Here is a 20,705-nt window from a genome sequence, read left to right as displayed (position 1 = left end):
CGAATACGTCTTGAGTGTTCGCAGGTTACCTAAAAAGCATAGTGCAGACCGCGGGAGCGGACGGATCGGGACCGACGGCTCGAGCATGGAAAAGCTGTCAAATCCGGCTTTTCCGCACGACTGCATGGATGCAGGAAGTAGAGCGATGCAGGGTGCCCGAGCCAAGTCGATCAGTGTTAAGTCCGACAGGCTGCTAGAAAGTGCCGGGGTAGGCGCCGCCGTCCAGCAGCAGGTTCTGGCCGGTGACAAAGCCGGCCTGGGCGCCGCACAGGAAGGTGCACAGGGCGCCGAATTCGGCTGGATCACCAAAGCGCTTCGCCGGACTGGCCTGCATCTGCTGTTCGCGGACCTGATCGGCGCTGACACCCAGTTTCTTCGCATACGACTCGACGGTGGAGGTTAAGCGGTCGGTCTCGAACGAGCCGGGCAGCAGGTTGTTGATGGTGACGTTATGGGCCACGGTTTCCCGCGCCAGTCCTGCCACAAAACCGGTCAGGCCGCTGCGGGCGCCGTTGGAAAGGCCGAGGATCGAGATCGGCGCCTTCACCGCCGACGAGGTGATGTTGATGATGCGGCCAAAGCGGCGTTCCTGCATGCCGTCCACCACCGCCTTGATCAGAAAGATCGGGGTCAGCATGTTGGCGTCCAGCGCCGCATACCACGCCTGTTGATCCCAGTCGCGGAAGTTGCCAGGCGGCGGTCCGCCGGCGTTGGTCACCAGAATATCGGGGTCAGGGCAGGCGGCCAGTACCTGGGCGCGCCCGGCTTCGGTGGAGATATCGGCGGCGACTGCATGGACAGCAACGCCGGTTTCGGTGCGTATCTCGTCAGCGGTTGTTTCCAGCGCGTTGGCGTTGCGTGCGTTGATGACCAGATTCACGCCCTCTTTGGCAAGCGCCAGGGCGCAGGCACGCCCGAGGCCTTTGGACGCGCCGCAGACGATAGCGGTGCGGCCGTTCAGGTTCAGATTCATAGCGGGGTTATCCTTGGGTGATTGTCGGCGATTGGTGGTCAAAAACACTCACAGCTGCAGCGGGTCAGGAGGAACCGTTAGATACCGTCGACGAGGACCACGCGCCCCGAGCTGCACGCGTCCCGAATCGTTTTCAGCCCCTGGTAGACGTCGCCGTAGTAAAACTCCTCGGCTTTGGCCATGGAGGGAAATTCAAACAGCACGATGCGGCGCGGTTCCCAATCGCCTTCCAGGACTTTGTGTTCGCCACCGCGGGCCAGGTATTTTCCACCCGCGGCCTCTATGGCGGGTTTGGCCTGGGTCATGAAGTCCTGGTAGCGCGCAAGATCATGGATATCGATATCGAAAATAACGTAGGCACTCATTGGCTGTTCCTGTGAGTTGTGATGAATTGCTGTACCTGACCACGGCGCCGCCTTGACGACGGCGCGGCTGGCAGGGCCGGTCAGACTGCCCGCGTGTGGCGCAGCGGCTTGGGTTCCAGGCCCGTGTCGAGGCGTGCCGGCGCGTCGGCCAGCTCGATCAGGTCGCGGTTGACCTGGTCGATACGGTTGACCCCGAGCAGCGCCATGCCGGTGCGGATCTCCCGCTGGAAGGTGTCGAGCAGGTTGTTGATGCCGGTTTCGCCGCCGCCGGCCATGGCGTAGATCCAGGGGCGGCCGATCAGCACGCCATCGGCGCCCAGAGCCACCGCCTTGAGCACATCCAGGCCGTCGCGCACGCCGCCGTCCAGATAGACCTCGGCGCGGTGGCCGATGGCATCGGCGATGGCCGCAAGCTTGCTGATGCTGGAGGCGACCGAATCCAGCTGGCGGCCGCCGTGGTTGGAAACCACCACGCCGTCAGCGCCGACGTTCACCGCCGCCAGGGCGTCTTCCACTTCCATCACCCCCTTGATCAGCAGCTTGCCCGGCCAGAGGTCGCGCAGCCAAGCGATATCCTCCCAGGTGACGCTGGCATCGAACTGGGCGTCGATAAACGCCTTGTAGGCATTCAGATCGTCCGGGTCGGGGACCACCTGGCTGAGGTTGCCGATGGTGTGCGGCTTGCCCTTGATCCCCACATCCTTCAGCCAGAGCGGGCTGTAGAGTAACTGGGCGGCTTTGGACAGCTTGCTGGCCAGGTTGGTACCGATCATGCCGTTGCGATAGTCGCGCAGGCGCATGCCGGCCACCGCCAGGTCGACGGTGAACACCAGAGTGGTGATACCGGCGTTCTCGGCGCGCTTGAGCAGCGCCTTGACGATGTCGCGGTCACGCAGCATGTAGAGCTGGAACCAGATCGGCTTGCCAGTGGCGGCGATGATCTCCTCCACCGGGCAGATGCCGAGGGTGGAACAGGTGAACGGAATGCCGATAGCGTCGGCGGCGCGGGCACCCTGGGTTTCGCCGCGGCGGGCGAACATGCCGGCCATGCCCACCGGGGCCAGCGCCAGCGGCATGCTGGCGGCCTGGCCGGCGAGGGTGGTACCGGTGTCGACGTTGTCGACATTCTTCATCACCCGCTGGATCAGCCGGTAGCGGTCGAAATCGTTGACGTTGGACGCCAGGGTGGTTTCGCGGTTGGCGCCGCCATCGATGTAGTCGAACAGAAAGCGCGGCAGGTAACGCTTGGCGCGACGGCGGTAGTCGTCGACGGTGACCGGGTTTACGTTGAAAAGGCTCATGGCGAACTCTCCGTTAGCGATTCTGGATCAGTGACAGCGGTCCAGCGGCGCGCCCTGCTGCAGAAACTGGCCGATGTTGGCGCACACCCGGCGCGCCATATCCATGCGGCACTCGGCGGTGGCGCTGCCGATATGGGGCAGCAGGGTGACATTGTCGAATTCGCGCAACGCCGGGGTGATCTCGGGCTCGAACTCAAACACATCCAGACCGACCGCGCCGAGATGGCCGCAGCGCAGCGCCTCCACCAGCGCCGCCTCGTCGATCAGCGGGCCGCGGCCGGTGTTGATCACCACCGCGCCCGGCTTCATTTTTGCGAGCGACTCGGCGTTGAGCAGGTGACGGGTCTGTTCCGTGAGGGCGCAGTTGAGGGAGACGATATCCGCCTCGGCCAGCAGCTGATCGAGGGTGGCACAGTAGCGGGCGCCCAGCGCTGCCTCCGCCTCCGGCTTGCGGTGCGGGCCGTGGTAGAGAATCTCCATGTTGAAGCCACGCGCCCGTTGCGCGACCGCCTGGCCGATGGCGCCGAAGCCGATGATGCCTAGGCGCTTGCCGTGCACCCGCTGGCCCAGCTGAGCCACGCCGGCGGTCCAGTTGCCGGCGCGCAGGTGGCGTTCGCTGATGCTCAAACGGCGGCAGGTGGCCAACATCAGCGCCAGGGTCAGGTCGGCGGTATCCTCGGTGACCACCGGGGTGTTGCTGACCACGATGCCGCGATCACGGGCCGCCGCCAGGTCGATGTTGTCGGTGCCCACCCCGATGTTGGCGATCAGGCGTAACGATGTCGGCAACTGGTCGATGACGTCGGCGGTAACCGGGTCCATGGGGGTGGAAACCAAGATGTCGCCGTCGTCGGGCAGCGGCTGGCCCAGGTCGACGACACGCAGCGATCCAAACTGACCCAGTGCCTCCATCATGGCGGGTGGCAACGGGCGGGAGACGATAATTGTGGTATTGCCCATGGAATCGGGCTCCTGTTTCTTATTGATGGAATAGATGGGGTTATCCCAGCAGCGGGATGAGTGCGATCATGCCCAGCGTGACGCCGACCGGGATCACCACGGTGATCACGCCGACGTCCCGGTAGGCTTCCTTGTGGGTCAGGCCGGTGATGGTCAGCATGGCGACAATCGCGCCGCAGTGGGGCAGGGAATCGAAGCCGCCGCTGGCCATGGTGGCGATACGGTGCAGCACCTGGGGCTCGATACCCATCTCGAGGTAGGAGGGCGCCAGGGTCTGCATGAATATCTGCAGGCCGCCGGTGGCCGAACCGGTAATGGCGGAGACCAGGCTGATCGAGGCAAACATTGACAGCAGCGGCGGCAGTGCGGAATTCAGCATGAACGACGTGAAGTCCACGAACCCTGCGGTATGCGTGACCACGCCGCCAAATCCGATCACGGCGGCGGTGTTGATCAGCGGCATGATGGAGTCCTGGGTGCCGTGTCCCATCACCTTCATCGCCTCGCGCTGTATCGCCGGGAAGAGTACGGCTGCGACGACCGACCCGGCCAGCAGGGCAATGCTTGGCCAGATAATCGGCTGGCTGTTGGCAAACAGCAGCACGGCGCGCAGCAGCGAGCCTTCCGCCAGTGCGGCCATGTCGATGGACATGCTGATCACGCGGGGCAGAATGATGAACAGCAGCACCAGTGCCAGCGGCAGGCTGGCCGTGAGCCAATGCGGATAATCGCGCTCGTCAACGCAGGAGATGCGGTCATGGGGCGCGGGCGTGAACCCTTCGCCGCGCTCAACTGCCAGCACGCGCTCGCGTTCCAGGTACCAGATTCCGAAAATGAACATCAGTGCGCCACCGACGGTGGCAATCCAGAAGCCCGCGAACAGGTCGGTGCCCAGCGCGACCGATGAAATCACATTGTGTATCGACGGCGTGCCAGGCAGGGTGGTCAGGGTGAAGGTCCCGGCCCCCAGCGCCAGCGCGCCGCAGAACAGCCGCTTGGGAATATCGGCTTCTTGCAGCAGTTTGAGGCCAAGCGGATAGATGGCGAAAATCACCACGAAGGCGACAACACCACCGTAGGTGAGCAGGGCGCAGGCCAGGGTGGTGATCCACAGCGCGCGGTGCGCACCGAGGCGGCGCACCAGTGCCATGGCGATACTCGATGCGGCGTGGCTGTCGCCCATGACGCGGCCGAAAATGGCGCCGGCGGCGAACAGCAGGAAGAACTTGCCGGCGAAGGTAAAGGCGCCCAGCGGACCGAAAACGTAGTATTCGGACAGGCTCGCTGCCAGTGGCAAACCATTGGTCAGAATGACCACCAGAGAGCTGATCAGCGACGCCAGGATGATATTCACCCCGCGCAGGGCCAGCCAGATGAGCAGCGCGACGCTGCCTATTAATCCTGCGTATTCCATTTATTATTATTCTCCGAAGCTATCGAATGCCCGCCTTCAGCGGCGGGCTCGGTTTCCGGGCTGTTGCCCGGTGTAAGCGGTTATGACCATTGGGCGCGGATCAATTTTTTATCGATCTTGCCGACGCTGGTTTTGGGAATGTCATCGGCCAGCTTGATCGTTTTCGGAACGGCCCACTTGTTGATGCGACCGCTGTCCACGTACTGCTGCAGGTGCTGCTCGAGTACCGCTGACGTCAGGTTTCCAGAGGAGGGTACGATCAGCGCTGAAGGACGTTCGCCCCAGCGCTCATCGGGTATGCCGATGACCGCCACGGCCGCAACGTCGGGATGGGTGCTGATCAGGCTTTCCAGCTCCAGCGAGGAGATCCACTCGCCACCGGTTTTAATGACGTCCTTGATGCGGTCCTTGATCTCGACAAAGCCATCGGGATGGATGCAGGCGATGTCGCCGGTATGTAGCCAGCCACCGCTCCAGAGTTCGTCGCCTTTCTCGGGCTCGTTCAGATAGCTCTGCGTCAGCCAGGGGGCGCGGGTGACGACTTCGCCGGTACTGACGCCGTCGTGGGGCAGAGGATTCCCTTGTGGATCCCAGATCTCGAGGTCCACCAGATTAGACGGCTGTCCTGCTTTAACTCGCCAGTGAGCTTGCTCATCGGCGGGTCGAGCGCTCAGTTCGGACGTCATGCGCGTGATGCACAGCAGTGGGCAGGTTTCGGACATGCCATAGGCGCTAAAGGGTTCGATACCCAGAGCCATGGACTGCTCAGCAAGTCCCGAGGTCAGCGCGCTGCCGCCGATGATGACCTTCCAGCCACTGAAATCGGTGTCCCTGGCCTGGTCGGACTGCAGCACCATTTGCAGGATAGTGGGTACGCAGTGGGAGAAGGTGACACCCTCTTCGCGGATGAGTCGGGCCAGGGTGTTCGGCTCGTAACGGCCCGGATAGACCTGTTTTACCCCCATCATGGTGGCGGCATAGGGAATCCCCCATGCATGCACATGAAACATGGGGGTGATCGGCATGTAGCTGCCGGCGTGATCGAGCAGCGGGCCTTCGGAGCTGGAGGTGGACAGAGTGTTAACCATGTTGAGGGTGTGTAGCACCAGCTGACGGTGGCTGAAGTAAACCCCTTTGGGGTTGCCGGTGGTGCCGGTGGTGTAGAAGGTGGTGGCCACCGAGTTCTCATCGAAGTCGGGAAACGCGTAGTCGGCCTCGGCCTGGTCGAGCAGTTGTTCATATTCGCCGAAGGTGGTGAAGGCGGGAGCAACGGGAGTCGTATCGTCACTCAGCTGGACAAAGCCCCTGACCGTTTCCAGCTGGTCTTTGATCCCTTCGACGATCGGCAGAAAATCATCGTGAACCAATACCAGATCATCCTCGGCATGGTTCATGGTGTACAGAATCTGTGCCGGCGAGAGCCGAATGTTGACCGTATGCAGAATCGCACCCAGCATCGGTACGGCGAAGAAACATTCCAGATAGCGGTGACTGTCCCAGTCCATCACGGCAACCGTATCACCGGGACCGATACCCAGCTGTTTCAGGGTGTTGGCCAGACGGCAGATGCGCTCGTTAAGTTGCGCATAGGAGAAACGGTGTTCACCCGAGACGATCACATTGCGCTGCTCGGTACGTTGGTGCGAGGTCAGGATGCGCTTGATCAGCAGTGGGTAGTCGTAAGCGGATTCACTGGGCTTGAGGATTTTAGTGGTCATCGCCGTCTCTCATATTGTTGTTTTGTTATTTCGGGGGTAGGGCGCCAGCTTCCGTTTCGGGTGAACAGAACCGAAGGCCGGCTTGGCGCCGATCATCAATGCGAATTCTTCGCCTTGCCTTGAGTCTTGTTATCGAAATTGGATCTGGCGCGCGATGTTGTTAAGCCATGGTGCAGAAGATCTTGGTCGACTGGCTTGACATAAAATGCCCTGCTTTTGACATTTTGCGATCGAGCACGACGCGGTGGCATTGCGCCCCCGTCGTTGTCACCTTTTGTCAAGTTGCGAGCATCTTCTGTCAAGCTGGGTTTTGGTCCCAGCCGCTAGGCTACGAATGAAGGATTGGCGGCTACGAGTGCGCCCCGTCCGTACGGTTGGCGTTCAGCCCGCAGCACGCCTGCAGGCCGCCCGAGAACAGCATCTACTCACCCATGTTCGATACCTGCGCAGCAATCAGGCGTTTGCGGGGCGGGGTTGGTCTGAGGCAGAACAATAAAACAGAGGTTCAAATGAGCAACGCAGCATTGAAAGTCGCCAGCGAGCAGAGTCGCATTGATCAGGTTTTTGACAGGCAACGTCGTGCCTCACGCGAGAAGCCCTATCCGAGCTATCAGGAGCGCATCGACGCGCTGAACAAGATCGACAAGATCCTGATGGAAAACATGGACGCCATCTGCGCGGCGGTCAATGCTGACTTCGGCAACCGCTGCCCGCAGGAAACCAAGCTGCTGGATATCTCCCAGCTGACCAGCGCGGTGGCCTACCACAAGAAGCAGCTGAAAAAGTGGATGAAGCCCGAGAAGCGTCACGTGGGGCTCAACTTCTTTGGGGCCAAGAACCGCGTGATTCCGCAGCCCAAGGGCGTGGTCGGCGTGGTCAGCCCCTGGAACTACCCGTTGGCACTGGCGGTGGGGCCCTCCATCACCGCACTGGCGGCGGGTAACCGCGTCATGGTCAAGATGGCGGCCAACTCCCAGAACCTGTGCCGCCTGATGGACAAGCTGGTGTCGGCCGAATTCAGCGACGAGCAGTTCGCGGTGATTCCCGGCGTCTCCGCCGGCGCGTTCACCGACCGCCCCTGGGATCACCTGGTGTTCACGGGCTCCCCGGCCACCGGCAAGGTGGTGATGGAAACCGCCTCCAAGTACCTGACCCCGGTCACCCTGGAGCTGGGCGGCAAGTCGCCCACCATCGTCGCCCCCGACTACAACCTGCGCACCGCCGCCGAGCGGGTGCTGTGGGGCAAGTGCATCAACGGCGGCCAGACCTGTACCGCGCCGGACTACCTGTTCCTGCCGCGCGCCAAGCTGGACGAATTCGTCCAGCACGCCAAGGATGTGGTGAGCGCGCGCTACGCCAGCGCCGACTCCTCGGATTTCACCTCGCTGATCGACGACAAGGCGTTCGCGCGGATTTCACAAACCCTTGAAGATGCCACCCAGAAGGGGGCCAGGGCGGTCCGTCTGGTGCCCAAGGGCGAGCCCAACGCCAAGGATCGCAAGTATCCGCCCACGGTAGTGCTGGACGTCAAGGAGGACATGCTGATCATGCGCGACGAGATCTTCGGACCGCTGCTGCCGATCAAGCTCTACGACAGTATCGACGAGGTGATTCAGTACATCAATGCGGGCGAGCGTCCGTTGGGACTCTACCTGTTTAGCAACGACAAGCGCCTGCAGGAAAAGGTGATCTACAACACCCTGTCCGGTGGCGTGTCTCTTAACGATACCGTTCTGCAGGCCGCGCAGCACGACATGCCGTTCGGCGGCGTGGGCAACAGCGGCATGGGACACTACCACGGCAAGGAGGGCTTCCTGGAGTTCTCCAAACTGCGTCCGGTGTTCCAGCAGGCCAGGCAGTCCGGCATCCTGATGCTGGCACCGCCTTACGGCCCCCGCTACGAGAAGCTGATGAAGCTGGTGTTCAAGTTCCGTCTCTGATCGGCGCTCTTTCGCATACGGCCTTCGCTCCTGTGAAGGCCCAACTCCCTTTCTGTGGCTCATCGCAGATTGGCGGTAAAGATGCAGGGTGCTGGTGAGTGCAACGAACCGCACCATCAGGGCGCCGGTGCGGTGCGGTGCGCTCCGCTTACCGGCACCCTACGGTATCCGGTGTTTACATCGGGGCACCTAAAAAACGCACCGTCCCTGTTGTGAGAAGAGCTTTTTTTCTATTTATCCTCCCCGGGCTGCCGCTCCCATCGTTATCTGCGCGCCAGCCCGGCCACGCTAGAGAGTCGTTATGTCTGAACAGCAAACAGCCGCTGTGACCCCCCGTGTTTTCCGCTCCACTCCCCGCTATGTACAGGCGGTGGGTCTGATTGACCGTGCCGCCGATTACCTGGCGCCGCTCAAGGTGAAGCGTTGTGCCGTTCTCTGTACCCCGCGCAGCCGGCGCGGGGAGGGCGCGCGCTTGCTCGCCGCGCTGGACAAGGCCGGTATCGACGTACAGGTCACCACCTTTGGCGGTGAGTGCTCATTCCGGGAGATCGAAGCGCGGACCGAGGAGCTTCGTGCGCAGCCGCCGGTTGACGCGCTGATCGCTCTGGGGGGCGGCAAAACTCTGGATGCGGGCAAATGTATCGCCCATCGTCTGGAGGTGCCGGTGGTGATCATGCCCACGCTGGCCTCCAACGACGCCCCCTGTTCCGCCCTGTCCGTCATCTACACCCCGGAGGGGGCCACCGAGACCTACGAGGTGTTCCCGCAAAACCCCGCGCTGGTACTGGTGGATACCGAGATCGTCGCCCAGGCGCCGGTGCGTTTCACGGTGGCCGGCATGGGCGATGCCATGTCGACCTGGTACGAGGCCCGTGCCTGCCACACCAATCCGGCCGGGGTGACCCCCTACGGTGACCGCCCGACGCTGGCGGGTGTGGCTCTGTCCAAGACCTGCGCCGACATCCTCTACGAGCACGGTGTCGCCGCGGTTGAGGCGATCGAGTCCGGTCAGGTGACGGCGGCGGTGGAACATGTGGTGGAAGCCAACACCCTGCTCAGTGGTGCCGGCTTCGAGTGTACCGGCGTGGCCGGTGCCCACGCCCTGGCACAGGCGCTGACTCTGCTGCCGGAGGTGGATCACAACTACCTTCATGGTGAGATGGTGGCGGTGGGGATTCTGACCCAGCTGATGCTGGAGGCCGACCGCGCCGAGGCCGAGCGTTGCGCGCGTCTGTTTGCCCGGGTCGGGCTGCCGGTCAACTTCGCTCAGATCGGCCTGTCGCTTGAAGACGAAGCCTCCGTCAGCACGCTCATCGAAGCCACCCTGGCGTTCCCGTTCATCGGTAACATGGCTGTGGCCGTCACGGCCGATAGCCTGCGCCAGGCGTTCACCGAGGTGGAGCGTCTGGGCGCTGAGCTGATCGATGAGGTGGGAGACCACCCCTACCGGAGCCTGCACGCCTGACCGATCCACGGCAGAGAATGGACTGAGCCGTCCGTTCTCTTTGCCTTGTTTCTTCCCCCTATCTATCCCCCCGAGCCCGCTTTACCCCATTGACCTCACGTTTGCGGGGCTACCGATCCGGGGGGAACACGACCGAGGATAAGCTATGAAACTGCTGCGTTACGGCCCTGTCGGGCAGGAAAAGCCGGGGGTTATCGACGCCCAGGGACAGATCCGCGACCTGTCGGGCCATATCGATGACATCGGCGGTCAGCGCCTGAGCCCTGAGAACCTGGCCCGGCTGCGGGCCATCGATATCGACACCCTGCCGCGGGTGGCCGAGACGCCCCGCCTTGGGGCCTGTGTCTCCGCCATCGGCAAGATCATCTGTATCGGCCTGAACTACCGCGATCACGCCGAGGAAACGGGCCAGCCGGTGCCGGAAGAGCCGGTGATCTTCGCCAAGTTTACCAGCGCGGTGAGCGGTCCCAATGACCCGATTCCCATGCCCCGCGGTGCCCAGACCATGGACTGGGAAGCAGAACTGGCGGTGGTGATCGGCAAGACGGCCAAATATGTCAGCGAAGCTGAAGCTCTGGATCATGTCGCCGGGTACTGCGTGGCCAACGACCTGACCGATCGCGCCTTTCAGATAGAGCGGGGCGGGCAGTGGACCAAGGGGAAGAGTTGCGATGGTTTTGCGCCGCTCGGGCCCTGGCTGGTCACGCCGGACGAGGTGGACGATCCGCAGGCGCTGGATATCTGGCTGGAGGTGGACGGCGTTCGTTACCAGCAAGGTAATACAGGCAACATGATCTTCAACGTGGCCTGGCTGATCAGTTATCTCAGCCAGTTCTTCAGCCTGCACCCGGGCGACGTCATCCTCACCGGCACGCCCGCCGGGGTGGGCATGGCGCAAAAACCGCAACCGGTCTTTCTCCGTGCGGGGCAGCGTGTGTGCGTCGGTATCGAGGGGCTGGGCGAGCAGCGTCAGCTCACCGCAGCCGATGGCTGATCCGGCGCCTCCAGGGACTCCAGGTTAGCGCGTTGATCAACTGCCTGACGTTGCAGGTGAAACACAAAAAGGCCCGGATATGGATCCGGGCCTTTTTTATTGGTCGAGGGGTCAGAGCTTGCCGTGGATCGCCGGCTCCGGGTTGGGTTCGCGGCTGGAGAGCAGTTCAAAGTCGCAGCCCTCATGGGCCTGAGTGACGTTGTCACTGAACAGCAGTCCCCAGCCCCGCTTGAAGCGCGGTGGTGGCGCTTGCCACTGCTGACGGCGCTGCTCCAGGGTTGCCTCATCGACACAGAGGGTGATGCTGCGGGCCGGGATATCGATCTCGATCTCGTCACCATTCTGCACCAGGGCGAGCGGGCCGCCGATCCAGGATTCAGGACTCACATGCAGGACACAGGTGCCGAAGCTGGTGCCGCTCATGCGGGCGTCACTGATGCGAACCATGTCTCTAACCCCCTGTTCTACCATCTTCTTGGGGATGGGGATCATGCCGTTCTCGGCCATGCCCGGGCCGCCCTGAGGGCCGACATTGCGCAGCACCAGGACGCTGCTCGGGTCCACCGCCAGATCGGGCGAGTGGATGCGGGCCGCCAGGTCGTCGGCGCTTTCAAACACCAGGGCGCGCCCCCGATGGCGTTGCAGGGCGGGGTCTGCGGCGCTGGGTTTGATCACGCAGCCGTTGGGCGCCAGGTTGCCTTTCAATACGGCCAGCGCCTCGGTGGCCACCGGGTTGTCCAGTGAGCGAATGATGTCGTCGTTTTCCACCCTCGCTCCGCGGATGTTTTCACCCAGTGTCTGTCCGTTCACGGTCAGGCACTCCAGCTCCAGCAGGTCCGCCATGCGGGTGAGCATGGCCGGAAGACCGCCGGCATCGGCAAACTCAGGCATGATGTACTCACCCGAGGGTTGCACATTGGCCAGCACTGGCACCTGTTTGCCGATGGCATCGAAATCGTCCAGCGTGAAGCTGGCGCCGGCACGACGCGCCAGGGCGATGAGGTGAATGGTGGCATTGGTGGAACCGCCCAGGGCGACGCAGGTTTTGGCCGCATTGGTGAATGCGTGATCATTGAGTATGTCGCTGGGTTTGACATCATCCCAGACCAGCTGGACGATGCGCCGCCCGGCCGCCGCGGCGAGTTGGTGACCACGGGAATCCATGGCCGGTATGGAAGAGGCGCCAGGCAGCGACAGGCCCAGTACTTCCGCCAGCGCGGTCATGGTGGACGCGGTGCCCATCACGTTGCAGGTGCCGGGTGAGCTCCATATTTTCTGCTCAACGGTCTGCCACTCCTGCGCTGACATCTTGCCGGCAATCAGTTCCGGCGCCCAGCGAAAAGCGCCGGTGCCGCTGCCGAAACGTTCACCACGGAAGGTCGCCCCCATGGTAAAACCGGCCGGGCAGTAGATGGTCGGCAGGTTCATGCTGATGGCGCCCAGCAGCAGACCCGGTGTGGTTTTGTCACAGCCGCCCAGCAGGATCGCGCCATCGATCGGGTGGCAGCGCAGCAGCTCCTCGGTTTCCATCGCCAGGAAGTTGCGGTAAAGCATGGAGGAGGGCTTCACATAGCCTTCTCCCAGCGACATGGCCGGCAGTTCGACGGGAAAGCCGCCGGCCTGCCAGACGCCGCGTTTGACCGCCTCGGCACGCTCCCTCAGATGAGCGTGGCACGGATTCATGTCACTCCAGGTGTTGATGATGCCGATCACCGGCTTGCCCTCGAACTCTTCCCGGCTGTAACCCGCCTGCAGGGCATGGCCGGTATGTTCAGTGGAGAGCGGCGTGCCGCCGAACCAGCGTCGGCTGCGAAGTTGTTCAATGGTTTTTGTTGTCATAAACGCAGACCTTTTATGGCAGAGCGGCCGCATCAGTGCGGCCGCTCTGCGGGTGTTGGGGGCGAAGCGGTTCTCGCCTGGCACGATTCAGTAGCCGCCGCGTGGGTTGGGCGCGTTGTCCTTGCCTTTGCCTTGGGCGGCGCTGAGCGTCTGCAGGGCGCCGGCGCGGATAAAGCTGATATCGGTGCCGATGGAGGCGAAGTCGAAGCCGCTGGCAATCGAGTTAGCCGCCATCTCGCCGCTGACGCCAAAGATGCCGGCAGCCAGGGCGTTTTTCTCGCAGGCCTTGAGGATGGCGGCGATGGCGCCGGTAAAGGCGGGATCGGTGAAGTTGCCGGGGGCCAGACCCAGCCCGTAGCACAGGTCCATGGGGCCGACGAAGAGTCCATCGACGCCTTCCACCGCGGCGATTTCATCCAGGTTACGCAGCCCCTCCGCGGTTTCGATCATCACCAGGCAGGCGACCTGTTGGTTGGCCGTGGCCAGGTAGCTCATCCCCTCCAGCATCGCATCGCGCATCGGACCGCAGGAACGGCTGCCCTGGGGCGGGTAACGGCAGGCCGCGACGGCACGGCGGGCATCGTCCGCCGAGTTGACCATGGGCACGATGACGCCCTGGGCGCCGGCATCCAGCGCCTTGCCGATTTGCTCCGGCTGATTGGCGGCGACGCGCACCAGCGGGGTGGTCGGCACGCCGGTGATCGCCGGCAGCAGTCGGGTCAGGTCGCTGTAGTCCATCAGGCCGTGTTGCAGATCAAAACAGATCCAGTCCACATCCATGCGGCACAGAACCTCGGCCATATGGATATCGGGCAGGTTGGACCAGATCCCCAGGCTGGGCTCTTTGGCACGCCACTTTTGTAATGCAAGGTTAAGCATGGGCTTTATTCCCGGTTTTGTTGTTATCGCCAAGAGGCTGCCTCAGCGCAGCATCTCCCGATTGCGTACGCCACCCTTGTCGGCACTGGTGGCCAGCAGGGCGTAGGCCTTCAATGCCAGACTGACGCGCCGGGCGCGTTCGCCGGCGGGGCGCCAGGCCAGGTCGCCGCGCGCCTCCATGCGGCTTCTGCGCGCGGCCAGCTCCGTGTCGGCAATGTCGATGTTGATGCTGCGCTTGGGGATGTCGATCACGATTCGGTCGCCATCCTCGATCAGACCGATGGCGCCGCCGTTGGCCGCCTCCGGTGACGTATGGCCGATGGACAGCCCGGAGGTGGCGCCGGAAAAGCGGCCATCGGTCAGCAGCGCGCAGGATTCCGCCAGGCCCTTGCCTTTGAGCAGACTGGTGGGCACCAGCATCTCCTGCATGCCGGGGCCGCCCTTGGGGCCTTCGTAGCGGATGATGACGCAGGTGCCGGGCTGGATCTCGTCTGCTCGCAGCGCGGCGATTGCTGCATCCTGATCGTCGAACACCCGGGCCACGCCCTTGAACTGCAGCATGTGGTCCGCCACCCCCGCCGTCTTGACGATACAGCCATCCTCGGCCAGGTTGCCGAACAGCACGGCCAGGCCGCCTTCGCTGCTGTAGGCGTTGTCCAGGCTGCGGACGCAACCGTTCTGACGATCGCGGTCGAGGCTGTCCCAGCGGCACTCCTGGCTGAATGCTTCGGTGGTGCGGATTCCGGCAGGGCCGGCGCGGTAGAACTTTTCCACCGCGGCATCGGTGGTGCGGCAGATATCCCACTGATCCAGCGCCTCGGCCAGGGTGGCGCTGTGCACGGTGGCGCCGCCGGTCTTCAGCAGTCTGGCGCGGTCCAGTTCACCCAGAATGGCGAACACGCCGCCGGCGCGGTGGACATCCTCCATGTAGTACTTACTGGTCGAGGGCGATACCTTGCACAGCTGCGGGATCTCGCGCGACAGACGGTCGATGTCCGCCATGGTGAAGTTGATCCCTCCCTCCTGCGCGGCAGCCAGCAGGTGCAGGATGGTATTAGTGGAACCACCCATGGCGATATCCATGGTCATGGCGTTGTGAAAGGCATCCACGTTGGCGACCTTGCGCGGCAGCACGCTGTCGTCATTTTGTTCGTAATGGCGTTTGGTGATCTCGACAATGCGGCGGCTGGCTTCCAGGAACAGTTCGCGGCGGTCGGCGTGGGTAGCGAGCATGCTGCCGTTGCCGGGCAGGGCCAGGCCCAGCGCCTCGTTGAGGCAGTTCATGGAGTTGGCGGTAAACATGCCGGAACAGGAACCGCAGGTGGGGCAGGCGCTCTGTTCCACCTTCAATGCTTCCTCGTCCGAGGTCGTGTTGTTGATGCCGGCGATATAGGCGTCCACCGGGTCGATGCGCAGCACCTGTTCGGCCAGTTGCACCCGTCCGGCCTCCATCGGGCCGCCGGAGACGAAGATGGTGGGGATGTTGAGGCGCATTGCCGCCATCAGCATCCCGGGGGTGATCTTGTCGCAGTTGGATATGCAGATCAGGGCATCGGCGCAATGGGCGTTGACCATGTATTCCACCGAGTCGGCGATGATCTCGCGCGAGGGCAGGCTGTAGAGCATGCCGTCGTGGCCCTGGGCGATGCCGTCATCGATGGCGATAGTGTTGAACTCCTTGGCGATGCCGCCGGCGTTCTCGATCTCGCGCGCCACCAGCTGGCCGATATCCTTGAGGTGGACGTGGCCGGGCACGAACTGGGTGAAGGAGTTGGCGACCGCGATGATCGGCTTGCCGAAGTCCTGGTCACAGACCCCCGTGGCGCGCCAGAGTGCCCGGGCGCCGGCGTTGTGGCGGCCTTCGGTGGTTTGCTTGGAACGGTAGTTGGACATGGGGGCCTCCTCAGTCGAAAGTCAGGTTGACGTTGCCCAGGCCGTTGTCGAAGCGGGCGGTGACACGGTCGCCTGCCGCTACCGGCAGGGCGCGGGTGCAGGAACCGGAGAAGATCACGTCGCCGGGCTCGAACGCGACGCCGAATTCCGCCAGCTTGTTGGCCAGCCAGGCAACCGCTGTTACCGGGTTGCCCAGCACGTCGGAAGAGAGGCCGGTTTCGCGGACCTCGTCGTTGATCAGCAGCTCGCCTTTGATATTGCGGATGTCGATCGCGTCCAGCCGCACCGGGTTGCCGCCCAGCGCGACGCGCCCGACGGCAGCCAGGTCGGCGATGGTGTCACGTACATCCATGCCCGGCGCCGGCGCTACCCGGAAGTCCACCACCTCGATGGAAGGCAGCACGAAGTCGGTGGCGCGGATTACGTCGGCGGCGTTGATGCCGGGGCCCTGCAGGCGCTCTTTCATCACAAAGGCGATCTCTATCTCCACCATCGGGCTGGCGAAGTCGGCGCGGTTCAGATGCGCCTCTTCGTCCACGAACATGTCATCCAGCACCGTGCTGTAGTCCGGTTCGGTGGAGCCCAGCATCTCCTGCATCGCCTTGGAGGTCAGGCCGATCTTGTAGCCTTTGATCCTGCGCCCCTGTGCGACGAACTTCTCTATCACCTGTTCCTGAATGCGGTAGGCATCTTCCATTTCGATGTCGGGATGGGATTGGGTCAGCAGGGAAATCTGCTCCTTGCTCTTGAAGCAGGCGAAGATCTGCCCAGCAATCGCTAGTCGAGTACTGTCGTTCAGCATGGGGCTGTCCTTTTTTGTTGTCTTGGGGAGCCGATTCACGGCTTCCGGAATGGACGTCGTTGTAAAAATTAAGCGCCGTGAGCCAATTTGTGCATCGCACGGTCGGCCATGACCATGATCGGAATCATGGTGTGGGTTGAGGCAGTCGTCGGCATTACCGAGCCATCCACGACATAGATGTTGTCCAGATTGTGCAGTTGCAGGTTCTGATCCACCACTCCGACATCGGCGTTCAGACCAATGCGGCAGCTGCCCTGAACGTGTGCAGAGGTCAGCGCTACCATGCCCGGCTCGATGGGAAAATCATCGATACGGGACAGTTGATCGGCACTGGTGATGGGGCCAAATACGGCGCTGTTGCAGTGGATCTCTTTGGCCCCCGCCTCAAACAGGAACTCGGCAGCCGTTTTAAAACCACGTTTGAAGCGCTGCTTCCATTCTTCGGTTGGCGTGTACTGAATTTTGGGTTTGACCTTGCCATCCGGTCCCCACTCCCAATCCATGGTGCCGGTGGGCTGATCGGGTACCAGCAGTGCGGAGAACTGGGTATTGGGGTACTGCTGCATCATCCGCTTATGGTCATGGCCAATGCTGTTGGAGAAATGAGAAAAGATACCGGCCATACCACCAACACCTTCCATGCGGAAACCACCCAGGCCGTGTTCGGCACGGTGGTCGTCAAATTCGCTCATGTAGATCGACTGGGGTGCTCCACGCCAGGAGGTCATCTTGTCGCTGTCAGAGAAGATGGCGGACATGCCGATTTGCGGCTGTAGCGAGATGTTCTTGCCCAGTTGCGGCAGGCCCTTGTCGAACCCTGAGCGCTTCAGAATGGCGGGCGTGTGAACGGTGCCGGCAGCCATGATGATACGCTCGCAGTCGATCTCGACCGGATGGCGGAAGCGGCGGGTGCCACGCTCGACTACGCTGCCGTGTACACGGTACTTGCTGCCGGATAGGCGCTCAATACGGTCCACACGAACATCGGTGTAGATGCGGGCGCCCAGTTCCGATGCCATCGGCAGGTAGGTCAGGTTGGTACCCTGTTTGGCGTCATAGGCACAACCCTGGAAGCAGTATCCGCTACCGACGCAGTTCTTGCGGTTAGAATTGAATACGCCTGCCTTGTAACCCAGGCGGTTAGCGGTTTCGAGCAGCACCTTGTTGTTGCGGTTGAGAATCCTCTCTTCCAGGCGGTGTACGTTCAGCGTCTTGTACACACGTTCGTAGGAAGCGGCCAGGTTTTCCTCGGTCAGTTCGTTTAGACCGAACGTCTGCTGCCAGTGTTGAAGCACCTCGGCGTCGATGGGCGTCGCGTCTGCCGTGTTGATAACGGTGGAACCGCCAAAGGTGGACCCCTGCCAGACATAGATCATGCCATCGGTTGTCGTCTGGCGGCCGGCACCACGATACAGTGCAGGCATCATGTCTTCTTCGCGCTGGTTGAAATCCTTGGCCTGGAAGTAACCGCCTTCTTCCAGCACAACCGTTTCGTAACCTGCAGATGCCATGTGATAGGCGGCGACACCGCCGCCAGCACCGGAGCCAACGACAACGGAGTGGGTTTTCAGCTTCAGCGGTGCAAAAATTTCGTGGCCTTGAATAATCATGATTAACCCTCCACCTGCGGATATACCGGTCGGTCACGTTTCACCAGCGGGCCGTCATAGCCGATGTTCGGCCAGGCCTGCTCGTCCGTGTAGAAATAGAACAGGCAGAGTCCACGCAATGCGGTATAGACCGCAACGGCATCGCCACCGGCATCTCTCAATGCCAGCAGTAGCGCTTCACGCTCTTCTGCCGCCATGCTGGAGAAAAGGCCTTCCTTGCCTTGAATGGCGGGCGCTTTGTGTTCCAGGAACATAAGCGCACCACGGACTCCCTGGATCAAGGCGGTATCTTCTGGTTCGATGTAGCTGTCGATGCGAGCCGCCAGATCAATGTCCAGGGCACCGAGCGGGAAGGCGCCACCACGCGGGATAATGGTGTCGCTGACGACAGAGAGGATGCGGTAGTCGTCGGCCGTCAGAATGTTCAGCTTTGGGGTAGCGATGGCAGCGTTGGCGAGTTCCTGCGCACTCATTAGAGGGGAGGCCGCAACCGCGGCCATTGCCATCAGCGACCGCTGTAAAAAGAGTCGTCGCGTGGCAGAGGGGAGTTGTTTGTTATTATCCATATTTCTCAGCCTTTTTTTGTATGGCCTTATAGTGTTTTCGCCTGAATATGCTCGATGTGATTTACTCGGGGCGAACAGTTTCTTTCAGTAGGGCATTTACAAAATGCCGATGGTGTTAATCTTTTTGGCTATTCAGGTGCTTTAAACCAGTACCGGTTACTAAAGAAATTCTATGGTTTACATGCTAGGGGTCTGAGCCCGATGTATCTTGACATCAGATGTCTTGCATTTGACTTAATGCGCCAGAAGTTGGCGGGACGGTTTCAAAAGAAGGTTGCACGTGCGCCCACTCTTTTTGGGTTAAAGAGCCTGTGGCGTGACCGCTCAAACGCATCCTTGCGTGTGCGGCATACCGTACTTCCTGTACATAACGGACAAATAAATAGGAAAACTATTTGCACGCCAGGTTAATAATAAAAGGCTCATCGCGCTTTAACGCGAAGATGGCGCAATTCGTAGGATCATCCTACGGTTTCGTGGTCTAGCTTCCCGCTAATCTGCGAAGGACCTAATAAAAGCGAGGTTTTAATTTAATACCTTGCCGGGATTAAGCAGGTTTTTCGGGTCCAGGGCCTGTTTAAGTGCCTTCATCACGGCGATTTCCGCCGCTGATCGGCTGTACTGCAGGTAGGGTTTCTTGTCGAGGCCGATGCCGTGTTCCGCCGAAATCGAGCCGTTACAGGCCTGCAGTGGCCGGTATACCCTGTCCTCGACCAATGCCTTGTCGCTTGTGGGCACCTTGCCGATGATGATGTGCAGGTTGCCATCGCCCAAGTGTCCGAAGACGATGCAGCGGTTCTGTGGCCACTGTTCGTCCAGTTGCGCCTGCAGCGCTTCGAGATAGGGCTCCATGGCGGAAATTGGCAGGCTGATGTCAAAGGCGTGAATCGGGGCAAGACTGAACAGGGCTTCGACATCATCGCGGATCGCCCAGATTTTCTCGCGCTCGGCGGACGACTGGGTCAGGACGGCGTCGCTGATCAGGTCCTGTTCCAGGGCTTGGCCCAACAGCGCCTCGAGACGCGCCTGTTCCTGTTCGTTGCTGCTGCCCTGGGTTTCGATAATGACATAGTAAGGCGCCTGTACAGGCAGCGGTGGCCTGTGGCGTTCTGTGCCGGTGACCAGTTCGTAAAAGTTGCGCCACATGACCTCAAAGGAGCTCAATCCGCCGCCCAGGCCCGATTCTGCGAGGTTCAACAGCCGGCTCAGGTTGGCGAAGTCATCGACGGCGACCAGGGCGGTGGCTTCACCCAGGGGTTTTGGGCGAAGGCGAAGGACTGCACGCGTGACGATCCCCAGCGTGCCTTCGGTACCGATAAAGAGATGCGGCAGGTTATAACCGGTATTGTTCTTGAGCACCTTGGACAGGGACGACACCACGGTGCCATCGGCGAGTACGGCCTCCAGGCCGAGCACGGACTCGCGGGTCATGCCGTAGCGCAGAACACGGTTGCCGCCCGCGTTGGTCGCGATCGTCCCGCCAATGGTGGCGCTGCCCCGGGCGCCGAGGTCTACCGGATAGAACAGCCCGGCGGCTTCGGCGGCTTCCTGCACGGTTTGCAGGTTAACGCCCGCTTCCACGGTCATGGTGCGGTTCAGCGAATCGATTTCGACGATACTTCGCATCCGTTCCAGCGAGATGACGATGTCGCCACTTTCGGTTCTGGCGCCACCGACCAGGCCGGTGAGGCCGCCGTGGACCACGGTCGTCTGGTTTTGCCCCTCGCACAGGCGCATGACCGCTGAGAGTTCCTCGGTGTTGGCCGGGCGAACAACCGCCTCGGCCTGGCAGGCGGGGGCGCCCATCCAGCCGTCTCTTCGCTGATGGACGTCGTTGCCGGTTAGGATTCCCTTGGCACCGACGACGGTGGTGAGCTCTGCAATCAGATTCGCGTTCATAACAAGCCTGTTCTTCTAGTAGGTGAGCGGAAGACCCCACTAACGTGATGCTTCTACCGGTCGGGGGTAAGACAGTCTTGAATATGA

General features: G+C 61.9%; 16 protein-coding genes. 3 read left to right on the top strand and 13 right to left on the bottom strand.

Annotation, left to right across the window (positions count from 1 at the left end):
* Positions 1–193 precede the first annotated feature (193 nt).
* The 6 genes from F451_RS0110500 to F451_RS0110475 form a co-directional block, all read right to left on the bottom strand.
* Positions 194–973: an SDR family oxidoreductase gene (locus tag F451_RS0110500; protein ID WP_020681331.1), complete on the bottom strand. Its 780-nt coding sequence runs from the start codon at positions 971–973 to the stop codon at positions 194–196.
* A 77-nt stretch (positions 974–1,050) separates the two neighbouring features.
* The gene (locus tag F451_RS0110495) at positions 1,051–1,338 is read right to left on the bottom strand and encodes a DUF1330 domain-containing protein (RefSeq protein WP_020681330.1); all 288 of its coding nucleotides are present in this window, start codon (positions 1,336–1,338) and stop codon (positions 1,051–1,053) included.
* An 80-nt stretch (positions 1,339–1,418) separates the two neighbouring features.
* Complete coding sequence (locus F451_RS0110490) at positions 1,419–2,639, bottom strand: L-lactate dehydrogenase (RefSeq protein ID WP_020681329.1); 1,221 nt, start codon at positions 2,637–2,639, stop codon at positions 1,419–1,421.
* Between the two features lie 27 nt (positions 2,640–2,666).
* Positions 2,667–3,599, bottom strand: coding sequence for a 2-hydroxyacid dehydrogenase (locus tag F451_RS0110485; protein ID WP_020681328.1), 933 nt, complete (start codon positions 3,597–3,599; stop codon positions 2,667–2,669).
* 40 nt (positions 3,600–3,639) lie between these two features.
* Positions 3,640–5,013 (bottom strand): GntP family permease, encoded by a 1,374-nt coding sequence (locus F451_RS0110480; RefSeq protein WP_020681327.1) that lies wholly within the window; start codon positions 5,011–5,013, stop codon positions 3,640–3,642.
* A gap of 80 nt (positions 5,014–5,093) precedes the next feature.
* A complete protein-coding gene (locus tag F451_RS0110475; protein WP_020681326.1) occupies positions 5,094–6,731 on the bottom strand; it encodes a fatty acid--CoA ligase in 1,638 nt (545 codons plus the stop codon).
* 509 nt (positions 6,732–7,240) lie between these two features.
* Between F451_RS0110475 and F451_RS0110470 the strand changes: the two genes are divergently transcribed.
* The 3 genes from F451_RS0110470 to F451_RS0110460 all read left to right on the top strand — a co-directional run bounded on the left by F451_RS0110470 (position 7,241) and on the right by F451_RS0110460 (position 11,130).
* Entirely contained in the window at positions 7,241–8,671 is a 1,431-nt protein-coding gene (locus F451_RS0110470) for a coniferyl aldehyde dehydrogenase (RefSeq protein ID WP_020681325.1), read from the top strand.
* 301 nt (positions 8,672–8,972) lie between these two features.
* A complete protein-coding gene (locus F451_RS0110465; RefSeq protein WP_020681324.1) occupies positions 8,973–10,136 on the top strand; it encodes a glycerol dehydrogenase in 1,164 nt (387 codons plus the stop codon).
* A 145-nt stretch (positions 10,137–10,281) separates the two neighbouring features.
* Positions 10,282–11,130, top strand: coding sequence for a fumarylacetoacetate hydrolase family protein (locus F451_RS0110460; RefSeq protein ID WP_020681323.1), 849 nt, complete (start codon positions 10,282–10,284; stop codon positions 11,128–11,130).
* 111 nt (positions 11,131–11,241) lie between these two features.
* Here F451_RS0110460 and F451_RS0110455 read toward each other — a convergent pair whose 3' ends face one another.
* From F451_RS0110455 to F451_RS0110425, 7 genes are all read right to left on the bottom strand, one after another.
* The gene (locus F451_RS0110455) at positions 11,242–12,969 is read right to left on the bottom strand and encodes an IlvD/Edd family dehydratase (protein WP_020681322.1); all 1,728 of its coding nucleotides are present in this window, start codon (positions 12,967–12,969) and stop codon (positions 11,242–11,244) included.
* An 87-nt stretch (positions 12,970–13,056) separates the two neighbouring features.
* Entirely contained in the window at positions 13,057–13,848 is a 792-nt protein-coding gene (locus F451_RS25330) for an HpcH/HpaI aldolase family protein (RefSeq protein ID WP_020681321.1), read from the bottom strand.
* Between the two features lie 42 nt (positions 13,849–13,890).
* Positions 13,891–15,741, bottom strand: coding sequence for a dihydroxy-acid dehydratase (gene ilvD / locus F451_RS0110445; protein WP_020681320.1), 1,851 nt, complete (start codon positions 15,739–15,741; stop codon positions 13,891–13,893).
* A 10-nt stretch (positions 15,742–15,751) separates the two neighbouring features.
* On the bottom strand, positions 15,752–16,543 hold the full coding sequence (locus F451_RS0110440; RefSeq protein WP_020681319.1) for a 2-keto-4-pentenoate hydratase: 792 nt from the start codon (positions 16,541–16,543) through the stop codon (positions 15,752–15,754).
* Between the two features lie 68 nt (positions 16,544–16,611).
* The gene (locus tag F451_RS0110435) at positions 16,612–18,153 is read right to left on the bottom strand and encodes a GMC family oxidoreductase (protein WP_020681318.1); all 1,542 of its coding nucleotides are present in this window, start codon (positions 18,151–18,153) and stop codon (positions 16,612–16,614) included.
* A gap of 2 nt (positions 18,154–18,155) precedes the next feature.
* Positions 18,156–18,719, bottom strand: coding sequence for a gluconate 2-dehydrogenase subunit 3 family protein (locus F451_RS0110430; protein ID WP_083928405.1), 564 nt, complete (start codon positions 18,717–18,719; stop codon positions 18,156–18,158).
* Between the two features lie 525 nt (positions 18,720–19,244).
* Positions 19,245–20,618 (bottom strand): FAD-binding oxidoreductase, encoded by a 1,374-nt coding sequence (locus F451_RS0110425; protein WP_020681316.1) that lies wholly within the window; start codon positions 20,616–20,618, stop codon positions 19,245–19,247.
* Positions 20,619–20,705: the final 87 nt, after the last annotated feature.

Source organism: Marinobacterium rhizophilum DSM 18822 (genome assembly GCF_000378045.1).
Lineage (GTDB): Bacteria > Pseudomonadota > Gammaproteobacteria > Pseudomonadales > Balneatricaceae > Marinobacterium_A > Marinobacterium_A rhizophilum.
This window is presented reverse-complemented; position numbering and strand designations above follow the sequence as displayed.